The organism is Psychrobacter sp. (genome assembly GCF_018260395.1).
Lineage (GTDB): Bacteria > Pseudomonadota > Gammaproteobacteria > Pseudomonadales > Moraxellaceae > Psychrobacter.
The window spans coordinates 1-1,770 of sequence record NZ_JAGLBC010000240.1; the positions used below are offsets into that span (position 1 = coordinate 1).

General features: G+C 38.2%; 2 protein-coding genes. Both read right to left on the reverse strand.

Features of this window, described 5'->3' with window-relative positions; translation table 11 throughout:
* Window position 1 precedes the first annotated feature (1 nt).
* Window positions 2–433 (reverse strand): low molecular weight protein-tyrosine-phosphatase, encoded by a 432-nt coding sequence (locus QZ265_RS10810; RefSeq protein WP_296406066.1) that lies wholly within the window; start codon window positions 431–433, stop codon window positions 2–4.
* A gap of 114 nt (window positions 434–547) precedes the next feature.
* Window positions 548–1,684: a polysaccharide biosynthesis/export family protein gene (locus QZ265_RS10815; RefSeq protein WP_296406068.1), complete on the reverse strand. Its 1,137-nt coding sequence runs from the start codon at window positions 1,682–1,684 to the stop codon at window positions 548–550.
* Window positions 1,685–1,770: the final 86 nt, after the last annotated feature.

Here is a 1,770-nt window from a genome sequence, read left to right on the forward strand (position 1 = left end):
ATTAAACGATTTTGTCCTGCCACTCTTCAATACCGCGAACTATGTCTTGATAGGCAGTTTGAAACGCACTCATCTCATGCTTGTAAGGGTCAGCAATATCTTTACCACTCCAATGACCTAACTTAAACGTCTTACCGCGGCAAAACGGAAAACGCTCTTCAATCCATTTATTTTGGCTGTCAGACATAGTAAAGATTAAATCTGCTTTTTGTGCAAGTTTTTCATCAATCTGCTTGGCTACATGATCAGTAATATCAATATTTTGCTCTTGCATAATCTTTATGGAAGCTGGATCGGCTCCATGACCCACCAGTGCACCTACACCAGCTGAATCTATATGTTTGTTGGGAAAATGCTGTTTTAATAATGCTTCAGCCATAGGACTACGACATATATTGCCCACACATACCACTAAAATATTATCAAATGCCATAATGAAAGCCTAAAAACTTTAATCTAAAAAAAATACTAATGTTATCAAACATTAAAAGTCACAAAAGCTGAGCTAAAACTATATCTACAATTACAACTGAATATATAACTTGAACTATAACCCTGTTAGCTGTCTAATTGCGTTGCTAGACGGTAATACGGAATTGATAAATCTATTCCAGCGCGTTAAACCAGTAGGATCAACATAAACAATATCATTGGCATGCATTTCAAAGCGATTGGCCAAGGCTAAATTGGTCACAGTTTGCAAATTGACATAATAGATATCAGTGTAGGATGCATTACCATGGTCACGGACCACATAAACTTTAGCAGCGTTAGCAGTCTCGGGGTTTAATCCTTTTGATTGACCAATTACTTGAGCTAATGTTATACCATGATCTGGTATTTCCAAAGGTTTGATATCACCAAACTCACCTAATACATATACTTGGTTGCGGTCTAGTCGATTGATATGGATAGAGTCGCCATCTTGCAGGTAGATTTGACTTGCCGAAATGCCCATATCTTGTAAATCACGCAATCCTAACTCGTACTGTATTCCTCTGCGGGTTAATATAACACTATTAGAGTCACCTTCGGTAGTAGCGCCACCTGCCATAGAGATAGCACCATATAATGAAATAGGGGCGTCTGCTATATTAAACTCACCGGGCTGTTTTACCGCACCATCAATAAAATACTTGCTACCACGAAAGTTAACCACTTTCACTTGCGGGTCAGGATACTTCAAATAGCGCTGTAATTGACTGCGTAAATTATTGGTGAATTGACTGACAGTTAAGCCACTGGCTTTCACACGGCCAACTAAAGGAAACTGAACATACCCTTGCTGATCAACAGGATAGCCTGCTGCATAAGGATTAGAAGCACTAGCATTGGTACTGTTATTAGAAGGCGTAATATTGGGATATTCAATCAGGTTAATACTTAATACATCACTGGTAGAAATTCGATAGTCGGCGACGCCTCTTGAGCCATTTAATAACTCACGAACACGAGCATTTTTCATGCCAGTCGCTGAACGACTTAAAGAATAAACAGGAGCGGGGGGTAAATTATTTAAGTTCAAAGGTTGAATATTAAATTGCATGCCATTTTCAGCTATAAAGGCACCTTGCGGAGGTAACTCACCAGATTGCATACCAGCATTAATAGTGCTACATCCAGAGGTCAACCCAACCATTATAGAAAGCGCTATGCTCGAAATTAATGATTTACGGTTTTTCATAAAATTCATGCTAACTTTTCTACCTTTTATAGCCATATGTATTAGATGGAATTGTTATATTTAACAAGTTTAATAGTATATCAATG